This window comes from Erythrobacter sp. JB3-1 (assembly GCF_057364995.1).
Window position 1 is genome coordinate 1252927 of record NZ_CP200289.1, and the last position, 15467, is coordinate 1268393.

14 protein-coding genes are annotated in these 15467 nt (G+C 56.8%); 1 reads left to right on the forward strand and 13 read right to left on the reverse strand.

The annotated features are described in order from the left end of the window. Positions 1–9 precede the first annotated feature (9 nt). The 13 genes from nirD to AC0V6M_RS05980 form a co-directional block, all read right to left on the reverse strand. The gene (nirD, locus tag AC0V6M_RS05920; RefSeq protein ID WP_486137916.1) at positions 10–354 is read right to left on the reverse strand and encodes a nitrite reductase small subunit NirD; all 345 of its coding nucleotides are present in this window, start codon (positions 352–354) and stop codon (positions 10–12) included. Then, on the reverse strand, positions 351–2870 hold the full coding sequence (gene nirB, locus AC0V6M_RS05925; protein WP_486137917.1) for a nitrite reductase large subunit NirB: 2520 nt from the start codon (positions 2868–2870) through the stop codon (positions 351–353). Before nirB ends, nirD begins: the two co-directional genes overlap by 4 nt. Before the next feature lie 39 nt (positions 2871–2909). Then, a complete protein-coding gene (locus AC0V6M_RS05930; RefSeq protein ID WP_486137918.1) occupies positions 2910–4121 on the reverse strand; it encodes an alginate export family protein in 1212 nt (403 codons plus the stop codon). Between the two features lie 160 nt (positions 4122–4281). Beyond that, the gene (locus AC0V6M_RS05935) at positions 4282–5967 is read right to left on the reverse strand and encodes an ABC transporter ATP-binding protein (RefSeq protein WP_486137919.1); all 1686 of its coding nucleotides are present in this window, start codon (positions 5965–5967) and stop codon (positions 4282–4284) included. A gap of 11 nt (positions 5968–5978) precedes the next feature. After that, entirely contained in the window at positions 5979–7043 is a 1065-nt protein-coding gene (locus AC0V6M_RS05940; RefSeq protein WP_486137920.1) for an ABC transporter permease, read from the reverse strand. Between the two features lie 22 nt (positions 7044–7065). Further along, positions 7066–8496: a CmpA/NrtA family ABC transporter substrate-binding protein gene (locus AC0V6M_RS05945; RefSeq protein WP_486137921.1), complete on the reverse strand. Its 1431-nt coding sequence runs from the start codon at positions 8494–8496 to the stop codon at positions 7066–7068. Positions 8497–8705: 209 nt separating this feature from the next. Beyond that, positions 8706–9911, reverse strand: a complete 1206-nt coding sequence (locus AC0V6M_RS05950; RefSeq protein WP_486137922.1) for an ABC transporter substrate-binding protein — start codon at positions 9909–9911, stop codon at positions 8706–8708. Then, the gene (locus AC0V6M_RS05955) at positions 9911–10492 is read right to left on the reverse strand and encodes an ANTAR domain-containing response regulator (protein WP_486137923.1); all 582 of its coding nucleotides are present in this window, start codon (positions 10490–10492) and stop codon (positions 9911–9913) included. Before AC0V6M_RS05955 ends, AC0V6M_RS05950 begins: the two co-directional genes overlap by 1 nt. A 235-nt stretch (positions 10493–10727) precedes the next feature. After that, a complete protein-coding gene (locus tag AC0V6M_RS05960; RefSeq protein WP_486137924.1) occupies positions 10728–11168 on the reverse strand; it encodes an ExbD/TolR family protein in 441 nt (146 codons plus the stop codon). Positions 11169–11511: 343 nt separating this feature from the next. Next, the gene (locus AC0V6M_RS05965) at positions 11512–11970 is read right to left on the reverse strand and encodes an ExbD/TolR family protein (protein ID WP_486137925.1); all 459 of its coding nucleotides are present in this window, start codon (positions 11968–11970) and stop codon (positions 11512–11514) included. A gap of 29 nt (positions 11971–11999) precedes the next feature. After that, a complete protein-coding gene (locus AC0V6M_RS05970; RefSeq protein WP_486137926.1) occupies positions 12000–12527 on the reverse strand; it encodes an ExbD/TolR family protein in 528 nt (175 codons plus the stop codon). Positions 12528–12663: 136 nt separating this feature from the next. Then, positions 12664–13434 carry a MotA/TolQ/ExbB proton channel family protein gene (locus AC0V6M_RS05975; RefSeq protein WP_486137927.1) on the reverse strand — a complete coding sequence of 257 codons (771 nt, stop codon included), beginning with the start codon at positions 13432–13434 and terminating at the stop codon, positions 12664–12666. 68 nt (positions 13435–13502) lie between these two features. Continuing rightward, positions 13503–14174: an energy transducer TonB gene (locus AC0V6M_RS05980; protein WP_486137928.1), complete on the reverse strand. Its 672-nt coding sequence runs from the start codon at positions 14172–14174 to the stop codon at positions 13503–13505. A gap of 338 nt (positions 14175–14512) precedes the next feature. Between AC0V6M_RS05980 and AC0V6M_RS05985 the strand changes: the two genes are divergently transcribed. Beyond that, on the forward strand, positions 14513–15373 hold the full coding sequence (locus tag AC0V6M_RS05985; RefSeq protein WP_486137929.1) for a hypothetical protein: 861 nt from the start codon (positions 14513–14515) through the stop codon (positions 15371–15373). Positions 15374–15467 lie beyond the last annotated feature (94 nt).

A 15467-nucleotide genomic window follows, 5' to 3' on the forward strand; every position in this document is an offset into this window, starting at 1 on the left:
GGCTGTAACTCAGGCCCCTTGCCGGGCCATTATCGCCGCCCGGTCAAGCCAAATCAGCTCGTCTTCAACTTTCAGCGGGATGGTTGGCGTACAACCTTCATCTTCCCCAAGCGCCTCGCCGGAGCGGAGCGAAATGCGCCAATTGTGCAAGGGGCACGAAACGCTGTCGCCATGGACGATACCTTGGCTGAGCGGACCGCCTTTATGCGGACAGGAATTGACGAGCGCGTAAAAATCGCCGCCGATTGTGTGGAAGACCGCAATCTCTGGCCCGCCATCAACCGGCACTGTGCCAGCCATGCCCGGCTCAATGGCGCTGCTGGCGCAAACGCTTACCCAATCTGGCGCGCTCATTCTGCCGGCTCCACTTGCTTGATCGCGCCATCGGTCGGCGGGCCTGCGCCAATAGAGCCAACATGGCTGTGTAGATCAGCGCGATCACCAGAGGCACGCTGCGCCCACGGATCATCTTGGCTAAAGCTTTGTGAAAAGCGGAACCGTTTAGCCAAAGCAGGCACGGTCGCGGGATCATCAAACAGCTGCGATTTGACCCATTCCAGACCCTTGCGCTCCACCCAAGGTGCCGTGCGTTCCAGATACCAGGCGTCTTCCCGATAAAGCTGGATAAAGGCGGCGCTCAGTTCCAACGCTTCCTCTTCGGTTTCGACGCGACCAATCAGGTCGGTGACGCGCACTTTGATGCCGCCATTGCCGCCAATATGGATTTCGTAGCCAGAATCGACACAGATCACGCCAAAGTCTTTGATCGTCGCCTCGGCGCAGTTCCTTGGACAGCCAGATACAGCCATCTTGAACTTATGAGGCATCCAACTGCCCCAGCTCATCTGTTCCAGCTTAATGCCAAGCCCAGTGGAATCCTGCGTTCCAAAGCGGCACCATTCGGACCCCACGCAGGTTTTGACCGTGCGAAGCGACTTGCCGTAGGCATGGCCTGATACCATACCTGCGGCGTTGAGATCGGCCCAAACAGCAGGCAGGTCTTCCTTCTTGATCCCAAAGATGTCGAGCCGCTGACCCCCGGTGACTTTCACCATGCGGGCATTGTATTTCTCGGTCACGTCAGCAATCGCGCGCAGCTCTCGCGGATTGGTGACGCCGCCCCACATGCGCGGGACAACCGAATAGGTGCCGTCCTTTTGGATATTGGCGTGCAGGCGCTCGTTGACGAAGCGGCTTTTCTGATCGTCAATATACTCGCCCGGCCATGCGCACAGCAGATAGTAATTGAGCGCCGGGCGGCATTTGGAGCAGCCATCAGGCGTCGACCAATGCAGTTCCTGCATGACCTCTGGGATGGATTTGAATTCACGCTCGACAATCGATTGGCGCACATGGTCATGGCCAAACGAGGTGCAGCCGCACATCGTGTTAGCGCTTTCCTCAACCTCATCACCCAATGTCAGCGCGAGCAGGCTCTCGACCAGATCGGTGCACGATCCGCAGCTGGCCGAGGCCTTGCAAGTGGAGCGCACCGCATCGACGCTGTTTGCGCCATCATTGATACATCCGACGACCTGAGCTTTTGATACGCCGTTGCAGCCGCAGATTTCTGCGTCGTCGGACAATGCTGCAACGGCGGCTTTAGGGTCCAGCGATACGCCCCCTGATGCGAAGGCCTGACCAAAGATCAGGGCTTCACGGATATCCGAGACATCTTCTTCTTTTTTGAGAAGATCAAAATACCAATTGCCGTCTTGGGTGTCGCCGTAAAGGACGGCACCGATGACCTTGTCGTCTTTGACGACAACGCGTTTGTATATCCCGCGAGAGGCATCGCGCATGACGATGTCTTCGCAATCCTCGCCGCCGGAAAAGTCACCAGCGGAAAACAGGTCAACGCCGGAGACTTTTAGCTTGGTGGAGGTGACGGACCCCTCATACCCCTTAGGCTGCTCAGCCAGTCCGGCTGCCAGTGAACGGCACATATCCCAAAGCGGTGCGACCAGACCATAGCACGCGCCGCGATGCTGAACGCATTCGCCCACGGCGAGCACATTGGGGTCCGATGTGACCATATGGTCATCGACAACAATGCCGCGCTCGACGTCGATCCCGGATGCCTTTGCCAAGGTGCCATTGGGCCTGATGCCAACCGCCATGACGACCAGATCGGCCTCAATCTCAGTGCCGTCTTTCAGCTTGACGCCAGCGACCTTGCCATCCGCTTCGACGATTTCACCCGTGTCCGCGCCAGTAAGGATGGTCATGCCCCGGCCTTCCAGCTCGGACTTGAGCAAGAAACCGGCCGCTTCATCAAGCTGCCGCTCCATCAGCGTTGGCATCAGGTGCAAAACGGTCACTTCCATACCGCGCAATGAAAGCCCGTGCGCCGCCTCCAGCCCCAGCAAACCGCCGCCGATCACGACGGCTTTTGTGTTGGTGTTGGCGGCGGCCAGCATTGTTTCGACATCATCAAGATCGCGGAAAGTGACGACACCGTCCAAGTCCTTGCCGGGCACCGGGATGACGAAAGGATCAGAGCCGGTGGCGATCAACAGCTTGTCAAAACTCTCGATCACTCCGCCGCGCGATACGACTTGCTGTGCCTCCCGGTCGATATGAACCACGGGGTCGCCTGCAATCAGCTTGATCGCGTTTTCAGTGTACCATTCTTCGGTGTTGATAACGATTTCATCGAAGGTCTTCTCGCCAGCCAGAACCGGAGAGAGCATGATGCGGTTGTAGTTGACCCGAGGCTCTGCGCCGAAGATCGTAATGGCATAGCGATCCGGGCAAGCGGCAAGGATTTCCTCCACCGCGCGGCAGCCAGCCATACCATTGCCGATCACGACCAGACGTTCGCGGCCTTCCAAACCTGCGCCGCTTTCAAAGCTTGTTTGCGCGTTCACTTTGCTCTCTCCGTTTGCTTGTTTGCGTGTGTCTGAGGATCAAAAACTGATGCCGGCCTGCAGCGTGAAGCGGTCGGTATCGACGGCGAAATTATCGGCGTTGTAGCTGCCATATTTGGCAAGGATGCCGAACGGCCCGGCCTTGAAACTTACGACCGCGTCAAACTCCGTCCCGTAGTCGATACCGCCAAAATCGCTGTCGAATTCATGATAGGTCACGGCCGCTGTGAAAGTGGTGAGCCCTGGGATGGTGAACTTCTTGGCCAGGCGCACATTGCTATCGCGCAGGCCCGTGGCAGGCGTCACAAGGAACAGATCCGCAAAGCCGTTAAACTTGTGCGCTGTCGCAAGCGGAGTTTGGAACGCGGCGATCCCATTATCACTGCCAAGCTCTTCATATTGCAGGCGCAGGGTAAAGCCTGCGAATTGTGCGCTTGCTTCGCCGACGAGGTATCCAGCATCATAAACGATAGGATTTCCGCCGATGTCCGACTGTGTCGCTACTCCTGCGCGAAGACCGATTTTGAGCGGGCCAGCCGGAATACTCGTGGATACCACGCCGCCAAAGGTCTGGCTGGAGAACGCCAGCCGCGTGTCGTAATCGATGGTGTAGGAATATGCGGTTGCCTTCACCACGTCGAGGTCGAGACTCCCGTTCAGGAAAACGAAGTCGCCGTCGAAATCGCTGTTCGGGCTTTCGCTGCCAAAGATCGTATTTTGCTGAATGGCATAGGTCGCATCGAGCGAGACCGGGCCGAATTTCGCGGTTCCGCGCACGGCATCAAAGGTCTGTTCGTTCTGACGCCAGCCGACATTGCCGACAAAGCGCGCGTCGCCAAGGATGACCCGCTGGCGACCAAGGGTTACGCCGAAATTGTCGCCCTTATAGGCCACTTGCAGCCGGTTTAGGTCGAAACTGTCCGGGTCCGCGATGACCGGAAATGGTTCAATCCCATTACCCGGGATCGTATCGTTGTAATTGTCATCCAGCGCGACGGTCCCTTCCGCTTCGGCGAGGAAAGAGAACCCTCCACTGGCGATCTGAGCGCCTGCCCGTGCGCGAACTGTGACCGAGCTTGCATTGTCTGGGAAAGTTGGTTGATCGGCCGTTTCAACCCGAAACCGCACATCGAGGATCGGATCAAGCGTCACGCCTTCACCAATCTCGATAGGATCGCCAGCATCCGCCAAGGCTGGAGCGGCGAACATTGTTGACGTGAGCAGCGCGGCGATTCCTAGAGTTTTACGCATGAAGACCTTCCTTTGATTGTTCGGACGCGAGCGTCCCTTGCTGGAGAGTTGGAAGGCGAGCGCCGCTGCCCGCGAAGCACGACCCGATTAAGGGCCGCAAATTTAGACAGGGCTGTGTGAGATAGCGCCGTTGCTATCCCGCCCTGCAAATAGGTTGTGATCAGGCCACTTTTGCAGCCGGACCGTGATCATATTCCGCCAAGAAATGCAGGACTTCCTGACGGTATTGATAGAATTTGGGGTGCTCGAGCAGCTCTTTGCGATCGCGCGGGCGCGGCAAATCTACCTCGAGTACCTTTCCGATTGTCGCGCGCGGACCGTTGGTCATCATCACCACCTTGTCCGCGAGCAGGATTGCCTCATCGACATCATGCGTGACCATGATTGCTGTCACCTTGGTACGGTTCCATACGTCCACCAGCACGTCCTGCAAGTCCCAGCGCGTGAGACTGTCCAGCATGCCAAATGGCTCATCCAGCAAGAGCAGGCGCGGCGACAAAGCAAAGGCGCGGGCAATGCCGACCCTTTGACGCATGCCGTTCGACATTTCTGCCGCCATCTTGTCCATTGCATCGCCCAAACCGACCCGTTCGAGGTAATATTCAACGATGTCGCGCCGTTCCGACTTTTCGGCATGCGGGTAGACGCGCTCGACGCCTAGCTCGACATTCTGCCGCGCGGTCAGCCATGGCATCAGGCTGGGCGCCTGAAACACCACGGCCTTGTCCGGCCCGGCGGCGCTAATCTCGCGGTTGTCCAGCACAATGCCGCCGCCGGTAATTTCATTCAGGCCCGCCGCCATGGTGAGCACGGTCGATTTACCGCAACCCGAATGGCCAATCAGCGAGATGAACTCGCCTCTATCCATCAGCAGGTCGAAGTTCTCGACCACTTTGAGCGGCCCCTTCGGTGTCGGATAGACCTTGTCGAGCTTGTAAAACTCAAGATAGCGTTTTTCGACGGGGCTGAATGCTGCCTCGCGGTACGCTTGCGGTGGCGGCGCGAGATCGAGCGGCGTGACATTTGGCAAGTCAATGCTGCTCTCACCAGCCGCGCCAGCGTCTGAATTCAACGCGCTTAGATAACCGACAATTTCCTTGCGCAGCGATTGATATTGCAGGTCATCATTGACCGCCTCACGCTCACGTGGCCGCGCCACATCAACATCGAACATCTTACCGATCTTTGCCGCGGGGGCGGGCGTCAGAACTGCGATGCGGTCTGCCAGCAGCAGCGCCTCGTCCACGTCATTAGTGACCAGGACAATCGTCCGTCCTTCTTCCTTGCGGATACGCTCAATTTCGTCCTGAAGCTTCGCGCGGGTCAGCGCATCGAGCGCAGAGAGCGGCTCGTCCAGCAAAAGAATTTCCGGCTCCATAGCGAGCGCACGCGCAACCGCCACACGTTGACGCATGCCGCCGGAAAGTTGGGCGGGTTTGCGATCCATCGCGTGATCAAGCCCGACCAGCTCGACTTTCTGCTTTATCAGCGCCTCACGATCCGCCTTGCTGCGATCTTTATGCACCGCATCTACAGCCAGAGCGACGTTCTGTTTGACCGACAGCCAGGGGAACAGGGAGTAGGACTGAAACACCAGCCCGCGCTCTCGGTCAGGGCCATTAATCGGTTTGCCGCGCAGGGTGATTGATCCCCCATCAGGCTGAACCAGACCGGCGACACTGGAAATCAAAGTCGTTTTGCCGGCGCCCGAGAAGCCCAGAATGGCGATGAATTCCCCCTCGCGGACATCCAGGTCGATGCCAGCAAGGACATCGGTCGTTTCACCGTTCTTACCCTTGTAAGACTTGGTCACCCCGGCGAGAGAAAGAAATGCAGTATCGCTCATCACAATTCCCCTCAGACTGTACGGTTCTTGGAAACGAGTGATTGCAGGCTCATCATTATCCGGTCGAGCATGAAGCCGATGAGGCCAATGACGACCACTGCGAACATGATCCGTGCAAGGCTTTGCGAGCTTCCGTTTTGGAACTCATCCCAGACGAATTTGCCAAGGCCGGGATTCTGCGCCAGCATTTCTGCGGCGATCAGAACCATCCAGCCAACACCTAACGAGAGCCGCATTCCGGTGAAGATATAGGGCAGGGACGCTGGCAAAACGAGCCGCGTGAGCTTTGCAAACCAGCCAAGCCGCAGCACTTTACCTACATTGAGCAAGTCTTTGTCGATTGAGCTTGTGCCAACGGCGGTGTTGATGAGTGTTGGCCAGAGCGAGCACAGCATCACCACGAGCGCCGAGATAACAAAGGCTTTGGGTAAAAGCGGGTCTGCGCTCGTGATCATCGCTGAGATCACCATTGTCACAATCGGCAGCCAAGCGAGCGGGCTAACCGGTTTCATGATCTGAATGAGCGGGTTGATCGCTGCGTTAAAGCGCGTGGAAAGCCCAGCCAACAGACCAATCGGTACGGCAAAGATTGTCGCCAGAATAAAGCCCAAAGCAACCGTTTGCAGCGAAGTCACAATCTGATCGAGGAATGTAGGTGGCCCCGCATATTCAAAGTCTCGCACTGCGCCTGAATTTCCGGCAGCAATTGCGGCTTCATTGCGCGCATCCTGATCGGCATAGAACTGACCCTCCGCCTCTTTGGCAGCGGAGTATTCATCATACAGTGCAATGCCTTGCTCACCCACTTCCACTGGACCTGGCAATGTACCAAGCGAGGTATCCACTTGCGGTGCCAACACAGCCCACAGTGCCAGAAACCCGAAGATACCGATTGTTGGCCAAAGCAGGGATTTGGCAAAATCAGCGACCTTTGCCGCAATTGGATTGGGGCTTGCCGCAGCTTCTGCGTTTTTCTCAGCGGCATCAGATGCTGCGCTAGATGTCGTTGAGCCGTCGGCTGGCGGGGTCACTTCTGACCCCGCTGCCGCCTCTCCGTCTACATATGCAGTTGCCATTTGGCTTCTCCAATCGCTCTGATTACTTGCTCGACACGCCAGAGGCGGTGACGGTTTGGCCTTGTTTCAGACCGATCGAAAACTTGCCGAGGTAGTCATTTGGCTTTTTGCCATCATAGGTGATGCCATCGATGAAACCTTCTTGTTCACCCTTAAAGCCATCTGTTTCCGGCACGCTTGCAGCGGGGATCACACCATCTTCGACCAGCTTGTTGGCAGCGGCGAGATAGAGGTCTGGGCGGTAGACTGACTTAGCGGTTTCGAAATACCACTCGTCGCTCTTGTCCTGAGAGATCTGTCCCCAGCGACGCATTTGAGTTAGGTACCAAATAGCGTCGGAATAATAGGGGTAACCCGCGAACTTTTCGAAGAAGATGTTAAACCCTTCGGCCTCGCGTGTGTCGCCCGGCTCGAATGTAAACACGCCTGTCATCGATGCAGCGATCACTTCCGCGTCAGCGCCAACATAATTGGGGCGAGACAGGATCTCGACGGCCTCTTTGCGATTGGCACCGCCATCGGCATCAAGCCATTGCTGCGCCTTGATAATCGCGCGCAGCATTGCTGCTGTCGTTGCCGGATATTGCTCGGCAAAATCCTCGCGCAGGCCGAAGACTTTCTCAGGATTGTCATTCCAGATCTGATCATCAGTGATGACCGGCACACCGATCTTCTTGAATACCGCCGCTTGGTTCCATGGTTCGCCGACGCAATACCCTTCGATTGTGCCAGCTTCGAGCGTTGCCGGCATTTGCGGGGGCGGGGTAACGGACAGTTTGACGTCCGCATCAATCACACCCTGCACATCGCCATCGGCATAATATCCAGGCTTCAGTCCGCCCGCAGCCAACCAATAGCGAAGCTCGTAATTGTGTGTGCTGACCGGGAAGACCATGCCCATATTGAACGGCTTGCCCTGCTCCTCAAACGCAGCGACCACTGGTTTAAGGTGTTCAGCCGAGATCGGGTGCTGCGGCTTGCCATCTGCTCGCTTGGGCAGATCAGCTTTAATCATGTCCCACACCCTGTTCGATAGGGTGATGGCATTGCCATTGAGATCGAGGCTAAGCGGTGCGATGAGATCCGCTTTGGTGCCGTAGCCGATGGTCGCGGCCAGCGGTTGACCGGCCAGCATGTGCGCGCCGTCAAGTTGCCCGCCAATCACTCCATCAAGCAGAACCTTCCAGTTTGCCTGCGGCTCAAGCGTTACGTTGAGTCCTTCATCCGCAAAAAACCCTTTTTCTTTCGCAATCGCGAGAGGAGCCATGTCGGTAAGTTTGATAAACCCAAATTTCAGATTGGGTTTTTCAATCTCTCCATCGAGTGTGGCGGCGGTAACAGTCTCGCCTGATCCCTCGCTTGGCGAACCACCACAGCCCGCCAAGGCCAGGCTAGCCAAAACCGCAGTCAAAACCCCACGTCGGTTAAATTCAAATCCCGCCATCACTGCCATTGCTCGTTCCCTTTAGTGATGCGGACAACGCAAAAAAGCCGCCACGAACAGACCAAAAAGCCTGAATTCGGGCGGCACCGTTGCCACGCATATTGAAATAAGAATTACGAGGCTTTCTGTGAGCTTCACATCATTGGAAGCTCGCCCCGTCCACGAATCAAGTACTGCACATTGCTATCAAAGGTAAAGCGTTTTTTTGCAGTGCAGCATCACTTTTGCCCAGTAATGTACGCTTCAATCTTATCTGGATCAAAACTTTCACCGTCAAAAAAGCTGTTGTTTGTCAGTGTGATAGAGCCTTGCTGCGCCGTCGTCGCAAGGGGCAAGGTTACGCTTCCTTCAACCTTGGAACTGGCCCCAGGTAATGAGTCTCCGGTTCCCTTTTGCGCTTCTCGATAGACGTTGGGTCTAAAGACTCGGGCAGCCGCCGCAGCGTCTTCTGCGCTGTATTTCAGCCCGTCCCACCGGACCATTTGCGTGTAGAGCCATTCTGCCTGGCTAACCCAGGGAAAGTTCGCGGCCTCGCGGTGCTGGAACATAAAGTCAGGATATTGGGTGGGCTCTCCGCCTTGTCGCAGAACCAATTGATCAGAAATGGCCCTCAGGATCAAATCGGATGGAGCATCACAATATTCAGGGCGTGAGAGGATAGCGGCGTTTGTCTGCCAATTGTCCGGGTTGACAAAATGCGCGCCTGCCTGCCGCATAGCTCGGATCAGGGCTTTCACCTCTTCGCGTTTTTCATCGAGATGATCGGCGCGCATCGCGAGCACTTTTTCAACGCCGCGGCGCCAGATTTGCGCCGTCGCCAGAACGATCTGGCCCGCGCCGCGATCAACTGCGATGCTGTTCCAAGGTTCGCCCACGCAGGATCCGTCGATCTCGCCAGCTTCCAGAGCATCTGCGCTGAACGGCGGCGCCACGGTGACGATCTCCACCTCTTCATCAGGGGTAATGTCACAAGCCGCCAACCAATAGCGCAGCATGTAATTATGGCTCGAATAGCGGTGCACAACACCGAAGCGCAGCTTTTTACCTGCCGCTTTCGCTTTGATCGCTTCGGCCTTGAGCTTCGCGCCAACTTCCTTCGGGTCGCCAAGCGAACCACCGGTTCCAATCGCCTCTGCAAGCGTATTGGAGAGCGTAATAGCATTGCCATTTAGGCCAAGCACAAAGGGCGCTGCGAGCTGCTGAGCTGGCCGGCCGCGCCCCAGCGTGGTTGCGATGGCCAATGGTGCCAGCATATGAGCGGCATCGGTGTGCCCATACAGCAAGCGATCCAGCACAGTTGCCCACGACACATCGCGCACAAAGGTAAGCTCGAGCCCTTGCTCCTGCGCAAACCCGTGCTCATGCGCCAGAATTGGGAGGCACGCATCGACCAGCGGCAGGAAACCAATGGAAAGGCGCTTCATCAATCGGTGTCCTTCATCAAGTCATGGGCCGTGACAAGCGCGTCGGCAATCTCGACAATACGGCGATTGGAAGACATCGCCTTGCGTCTCAGTTCGCGGTAGGCGTCCGGCTCGCTTAAGCCCTTACTGTCCATCAAAATGCGCTTGGCTTTGTCCACGGTTTCGCGTTCTGCCAACTTCCCTTTTGCCTCCGCTAGATCCGCCTCCAGCCTCGCAAACGCATTAAAGCGCCGCATGGTAAGGTCGAGGAGCGGGCGGATGCGATTGGCAGCGAGACCATCCACCACATAGGCGGAAACCCCTGCATCAATTGATGCCGCGATGGAATCGTCGTCGCTCTTGTCAACGAACATGGCAATCGGACGGTCCAGCGCCCGGCTAACGGCGAAGTATTCCTCGAGCATGTCGCGTGAAGGGTTGCCCAGGTCCATAAGCACCACGTCCGGCGCAATCTCGGCAATCCGGGACAGCAAACCTTCGCGAGAGGTGACGGTAAAGATCTCGCACTGATCGAGCGTCGCCAAACCTTCTTCAATTATGGTGGCGCGCGCAGCGCTTTCATCGACAATAGCGATCCGCATTACGCTATTGTGCAACGCAGCAGGGCTATTGTGCAAGTGCCAATTATGGACTTGCAGCGCACTTTACAGGTGCATGGTGACGGCATTCGATTGATCACCAGTTCGGCTGAGATCTGCGAATGGATCGTTAGTTGTCATTCACTGATTGTGAAATCTACTTCTGTCTTGGGTCCGCTTAGGTCTTGGATTGGACTGTGCACTTGCCAATCATTTTCAGAACGCGCCCCCATGCCGCTCATCGCGTGAAGTCTTGGTGCCTCTCGTTGCCGACGAAGGCGAATTTGGTCGCGCCGCTGTCTTTGATCAGCGCGATTGTGCGTGAGGATTGGTCATAGCTCGCATAGGCATCCGGATCGAAGCGCAGCTCTGGTTCTTCGGGCATAGCGCTGGCGAGTTCTAGCGATGCGCGCAGTCTGTCGCGGTTCACGGCCTCGCCGTTCCAGAACAATTGGTCTGAGGCGTCGATATGGACAATGTTGATTTTCGGATTGGCGGTGCAGTCCACGCATGGCCCCACTGGCAAGTCGATCTCGGTGGTATTGGTCTGAATTGGGATCGCCAGCATCAGCATGATCAGCAAAACCAAGAGTACATCGATAAAGGGAGTGACATTCATCTCGCCCATGGTCTCTTTGCGGCTCGCAAATCCGTTCGGGCGGCGCATTGTCATTGGCATGGTTTCATCTCCTTTATGATGATGGCTTGGCTGGGTGATGTCTGCGTTGCGGTGGGTGCTTTTCCGTTCGATGTTCGCGTTAGATGTAAGACTGTATATCATAACAATTAGGTTGCCAAACGCGTACCTTGTTTGGGGCTTTCATTGGGTCATGCGTCGGGGGGCCGAAGGGGCGCACTCGTGTCAGCCCGCGGAGTTCTGCGCTAAGCTCACGTCACGGGGCTAAGCGCCTTCAAGGCTGGTGCGCCTCTCTACTCCATACGTCTCTGCGTCGCCCAAAAGAAAAGGGCGGGTCCGCATATACGGCCCGCCCTCTTCGAGTGTCTGTGTGATCGCGTGATCGTTACTGCGATCCGCCAACTGGCGGTCCGCCAGTGCCAAATGTGCGGTATTTCTCGTTGCCGACAAATCCGAATTTGGTGATCCCCGAGCCTTTTATGATCTGCAGCACGCGCGCTGTCAGGTCATAGCCGGCAAGCGGTTCTGGTTCGAACTGCAGCTCAGGCTCAACCGCGAAGGTCAGCGATTGCTGCAGATTGGACACCAGCTCGCCTTGCGAGATCGGAACCGCATTCCAAAGAATTTCACCGCCCTGTGTCAGGACCAGCTTGTTCTTTACCGGGTCGACCGGCGGTGGAGTATCCGTCTCAGAAGGTTGCGGCAGATCGATATCAACCGAGTGGGTCGCCACCGGAATGGTGATGATGAACATAATGAGCAGCACGAGCAAAACGTCGATGAGCGGCGTCATGTTCATTGCGATCATCGGTTCGCCGTCGTCTGCGCCTCCAGCCATTGCCATAGGTTATCTCCTAGTTCTTTCTGGTCGGCTTAGCCGTTTGGATCGACCGGGTTCGAGATGAAGCCGACCGTTGGGTAACCAGCAGCCTGCACGTTATAAATCGCGCCAGCGATACAGCGCCAAGGTGCATTCACGTCGCCGCGAATGTGAACCTGCGGGATCTGATCTGGGTCATCCATAATCGCTTCCACGCCGCCAGCGCGCTGAACGATTGCGTCAAGGCGTTCAAACGCCCGATCGTACAGCTCTTCTGAGGTCACTGGAGTGATGTTGTTGAAATAGACCCGGCACTCACCCTGTCGGGCAGCGCCATCAAACCCAGGCTCACCTGCACTGTTGCCAGCGCCATCGGTCGTGCTGACCGTTAGCAGCAGGTTTTCCACCTTGTCGTCAGATTCGATTGACTCGAAAACTGGAATTTCGAGTTTCTCGATCGTCTGAATCGCCACTGGAACCGCGATAAGGAAGATGATCAGAAGAACCAGCATCACGTCCACGAGGGGCGTGGTGTTGATCTCTGACATGGGGGTCTCACCCCCTCCCATCGAAATCGCCATTGTGTATTCCTATCCTAAACTTCGCCCGAAAATCCGGGCTGGTAATCGTATTGTGCTCTTAACAGAGCGGTTAGCGTGAGGGCGGCCAGTTTTTGGCGCGAGGCCAAAGGGCATAGACGCCCGTCACGCAATACGATTAGGACCGGGCAGCGGCAGGCTTCGCAGCAGGCTTAGCTGCAGCAGCCGGCTTTTTAGCAACCGGAGCAACGTTTGGCTTAACCGCGCCATCTGAGCTGATGTAGGCCAGAATGTCGGTTGAGAAGCTGTTGAGCAGCTCAGCAATGCGGCGGTTACGGCTCTGGAGCCAGTTAAACGCAAGCACGGCAGGCACAGCCACGAGCAGACCAATCGCGGTCATGATCAGGGCTTCACCAACTGGGCCAGCAACCTTATCGATCGATGCCGAACCGGCGATACCGATGTTGATCAGTGCGCGGTAAATACCGATCACCGTACCGAGCAGACCGATAAACGGTGCGGTTGCACCAACCGATGCGAGGAATGGCAGGCCGCCAGCAAGCTTCGAGTTGATCGAATCTTCTGAACGCTGAAGCGAACCATGCATGTAATCATGCGCTTCAAGGCTGTCGGTCATTTTCGCGTGCTTCTCTTCAGCGGTAATCGCATCGTCTGCGACCTGGCGCCATGCACTGTTCTTCTCAAGCTTGGTCGCGCCTTCTTTCAGCGAGTTGGTGCGCCAGAAGTTTTGCAAGCCCTTTGCTTGCTTCATAACCTTGTTCTGCTCGAGCAGCTTGGTGATGAGGATGTAGAATGAGCCGACGCTCATAATGATCATCACAGCAAGAATGAACCAAGCGACAGGGCCGCCTTCTTCCATCGCTTTGACGAAGCCAAACTGGTTTTCCGGAGCCGCTTCACCAGCAGCAGTAAGGAGTTGAATAATCATTGCGAAAAGTCCTCTTTAAAAGTCCCCGAACCATGATGTTTATCTCGATCATGGCCGAAATATAAATCTTAGTTCAAACGGTAGGTAATCCGTGTCGAATAGCGGCCCGAAGTCGGATTGCCCGCATCATCAAGTGCGGGATTGAAGCGCGCATAGCGTTCCATCCCGCGGCAGGCGGCCTGATCAAGCACGCTCGATCCGCTGGAGGCCGTTACAGAGCATCCGGTTGCCCGGCCGTTGGCTGTAACAGTCACAGCGACACCAACGGTCCCTTCAACTTCTTCACGCAGCGCGCGTGACGGATAGTTTTCCTGGATCCGACGTGCCCAGCGTCCCTCGTTCCGGGTCGTCGCACCGCGAGCCTGTGATGGCGGCGGGGGCGGCGGCGCTGGAGGCGCGACCGGTGCTGGCGGCGGAACCACCAGCGCTGGTGGCGATGTCGGCGGGATCGTCTGTTGCGTCTGAACGTCCGGCGGCGATGTCGCCACGCTAATTGGTGGCGGTGGTGCTACCGGTGGAGGAGGCGCGACATCCTGAGGCTCAGGGGGTGGCGGCTCGTCTTCTGGTTCTGGGGGTGGTGGTTCCTCAATGTCGATTGTGGTCACGCGCTCAACAACGTTCTTGACCGCCGAAATGGCCAAGCCCGTTACCAGCATGTAGCCGACAGCCACATGAATTATCGCCACGATGATCAGAGCAATAATCCTGTTATTGCTCATCTGTTGGTCAGCGTAGGCCATCCAGTTGCTTTCTCTCCGTCGTTTCAACCGGCAAAAACCGGTCCGCTCCTCATGCGCAGTCTGAACTGCGAATGAAACTCGTTATCTCATACCATCCCAATATGGGAACAGGTTTTTTCACCCGATAGGCTATCAATGTGATTTGTCCCGCACATTACAGCCGTGACCAAAAGCGACTATGTCCCCATCCTCGCCTCTGGTGATCGCAGGCTTTAACGGTCATGCGTGGGGCAATCAAACCCTTTATCCATTCAGGGGCGATTCAGTGTCGCGGGGGTGGAACGGCCCGGCGCAATTGGCTCGCGATTTAGCGCGTTTTAGATATACGGACTGATCAGATGTTTAAGCATTTTTTAACAAATAAAATCAGTGCTCTGGTGCTTTTGCTGGGTCTTTTTGCAAATCCCGTTCTGGTGCTGGCGCAAGATGCTGTCGCGCCGCAAAGCGAAATTGCAACTTTTGCTGATCTAACCACCCTTGCTGACCGGTCTGACCTGGTCATACGCGCGAAGATTCGGCGTCAAATCGCTGTTGAGCCGGAACGCGCACCGGGTCTCGCACCCGGATTCGTGCGTCTTTACATAGAGGCAGAGACAATCGCTTTGCTGTCTGGCCGCACCTCGATCGGCGAATCGCTCAATTATCTGGTCGATGTGCCGCTCACTGCGAAAGGTAAGCCGCCGAAACTAAAAAAGCGCGAGATGCTGCTGTTTGCTCGCGGCGTGCCGGGCCGCCCTGGCGCAGTGCAATTGGTGGGTAAGGGCGCTCAGCTTGATTACACCCCGACATTGGAGGCGCGCCTGCGCCCGATCCTGACGCAATTGGTCGCGGCCGATGCGCCTGCGACCGTCACCGGGGTGCGCGATGCGCTGGCGGTGGCTGGCAATCTGGTGGGCGAATCGGAAACGCAGATTTTCCTTGAGACCACTGACCGCTCGCCGGTCTCGCTCACCGTGCTGCGCAGACCGGGCCAAACCCCGGTCTGGGGCGTGTCGTGGGGCGAGATTATCGATTCATCCGCGCGCGCGCCTCAGCCGAATACGCTGCGGTGGTACCGGCTCGCCTGCGCCTTGCCGCGCGAACTGCCAAGCTCGGCCAATCTGACGCGCGATCCCTCTGCTCGGCGGCTCGCCGCAGCGGACTATGGGTTCATCCTGTCGCAGCTCGGACCGTGTAACCGCCAAATCACCACCAGCTAGGGCCCCGGCCCTAAAGTCTAGGCTGACCCTGCCCAAGACAAACTGCTTTCAGCTTGCGTTTCGCGGCGGCTACAGCGATGCGCGACGCAAATGC